Source organism: Bacillus sp. 05T31, assembly GCF_056396725.1.
The window spans coordinates 1-2,184 of sequence record NZ_JBFTMA010000733.1; the positions used below are offsets into that span (position 1 = coordinate 1).

3 protein-coding genes are annotated in these 2,184 nt (G+C 39.9%); all 3 read right to left on the reverse strand.

What is annotated here, in order from left to right; genetic code table 11:
* Positions 1 to 177 (reverse strand): PfkB family carbohydrate kinase (locus tag AC1DJR_RS27430; RefSeq protein ID WP_477003987.1); only part of this gene is annotated, 177 nt, incomplete at its 3' end.
* Positions 178 to 209: 32 nt separating this feature from the next.
* Entirely contained in the window at positions 210 to 1,352 is a 1,143-nt protein-coding gene (gene nagA / locus AC1DJR_RS27435) for an N-acetylglucosamine-6-phosphate deacetylase (RefSeq protein ID WP_477003985.1), read from the reverse strand.
* 23 nt (positions 1,353 to 1,375) lie between these two features.
* Positions 1,376 to 2,184 (reverse strand): SIS domain-containing protein (locus AC1DJR_RS27440; RefSeq protein WP_477003986.1); only part of this gene is annotated, 809 nt, incomplete at its 5' end.

Here is a 2,184-nt window from a genome sequence, read left to right on the forward strand (position 1 = left end):
AAGCACACCTGTCGCTAGGACAACTTCTTCCATTTGAGCGATCACTCGCGCAACATTCAAGCCTTTTCCACCAGCAGTTTTATGAACCGTTTCCACACGGTTAACAACATCTAACTTTAATTCATGAATCGGATAGGAAATATCAACCGATGGATTCATGGTGACAGATAAAATCATTGGTAATCCCTCTTTCAGAAAATTGTTTAAGCTTAAAAACGGCATACACCATCAAGGTAGGTAGCAGTTACATCCATCGCTGGCGTCATCACAATAAAGTCAGCAGCATATCCCTCGGCAATCTTCCCACATTCACCATCGAGCTGAATACTTTTAGCTGGTGCTGTACTCGCCATGTAAATCGCTTCCTCAGGTGTGGCAATTCCCCACTCAACGACATTTTTGACAGCATCTTTTAATTGCAAAATGCTACCTGCTAAACTTCCGCTTTTCAAACGAGCTATCCCATCTTTTACTTTCACAGGAAATTCTCCTAGTTGATAAGTTCCTTCAGGCATACCTCCAGCCATCATACAATCGGACACCATAACAACCTTTTCTCTGCCGCGGACATTCATTAAAATATTTGAGACAACAGGATGAACATGATGTCCATCACATATGATTTCGGCAAAAACATCTTTTAGATTCATGGCCGCACCGACCATCCCCGGCTCACGATGGTGTAGTGAACTCATTCCATTGAAAGTATGAATAAAAATGGAAGCTCCTTTTTCAACCGCTTGYTTTGCTTCTTCATAAGTTGCGTCACTGTGAGCCAACGCCACTGCAATCCCTTCTCCTACAGCGTATTCAATAAATTCCGCTGCCCCTTTCCTTTCAGGTGCAATCGCAATTTTTTTAATAGAATCATTTGATAATTTCTGCCAAGCTTTCAACATATCAACCGATGGGTCACAAAAATATTTCGTATTTTGTGCCCCTTTATGTTTTTCAGTAAAAAACGGCCCTTCTAAAAAGATCCCTTTAATTTTTGAGCCTTGCACTTTCGTGTAATTGGCACCAATCATTTCAACGACGTTATTCAACGATTCTGTTGAGGAAGTTAAGGTCGTCGGTAAAAAGGATGTAACTCCGCAAGAAAGGAGTCCTACCGAAATTTGATTCAGTCCTTCAAAATCATTGTCCATAATGTCGTGATTTCTAAATCCATGAATATGTGTGTCTACTAGACCAGGAGCAATCCAATGCCCTGCATACTCAATGACTTCTGCCGCTTCCTCTGGCCTATCTTCTGTGAATTCACCGAATTTTCCATCTTTCATCCCCAAAAAGCCAGGCCCTGCAACCTTCCCCTCAAGAAAGAACTTATCTGCAAAGATAAAAATAGACATGCATTTTTCCCCTACCCTAGTTATTAATATTCGTAGATGGTAACACCTTTGACGACACGGTTCACCGTTCCTGTCGGTGAAGGTGTATCAGGTGTATTACCTACTTTCACGGAAGCTAACAGTGAGACTATTTGCCCAATCATGACAAAAGGTAATGCTAAGTAAGCATCTGGTACAGACTGAGCCTCGCTGCCGAATACAAATCTGTTCCCAGTATAATTAGTTTCTCCATCAACCTCGATGGCACAAATATAACTGGCAATGTCGTCTTGCTGCATTTCTTTTAACATATCTAAATCATATTGACGTGTATAAGGATGGTTAGAAACAAACATGAAAACTAATGATTTTTCGTTTACAAATGATTTTGGACCGTGTCGAAATCCGAGTGGTGAATCAAATGCGGTAACAATTTTTCCAGCTGTCAGTTCTAATATTTTTAATTGTGATTCTTTCGCTAAGCCTTCTAAACTACCAGAACCTAAGTAAATAATTCGGTCAAAATCAAAATCTACTATCTCTTTGATGACGTCTTCTCTTTGAATGACACTTTCACCCATTTGATGAATTTTTTTCACTATCTTTGATTTTTCTTCAGTCGATATAGAATCAAAAACAAGTAATGCCGTTAACGCCATGCAAGTATAACTTCCYGTCATMGCAAATCCTTGGTCATTYGATYTTTCAGGCATYAAWAGCAATAAATTWTTTTCATTCCCTACTGCCCGTTTGGCTAATTTACCGTCTTTCGCACAAGTAATCGTTATCTGATACAAATCCGTTACTATTTGCTCAGCTAATTGTACGGCAGCAACACTTTCCGGGCTATTCC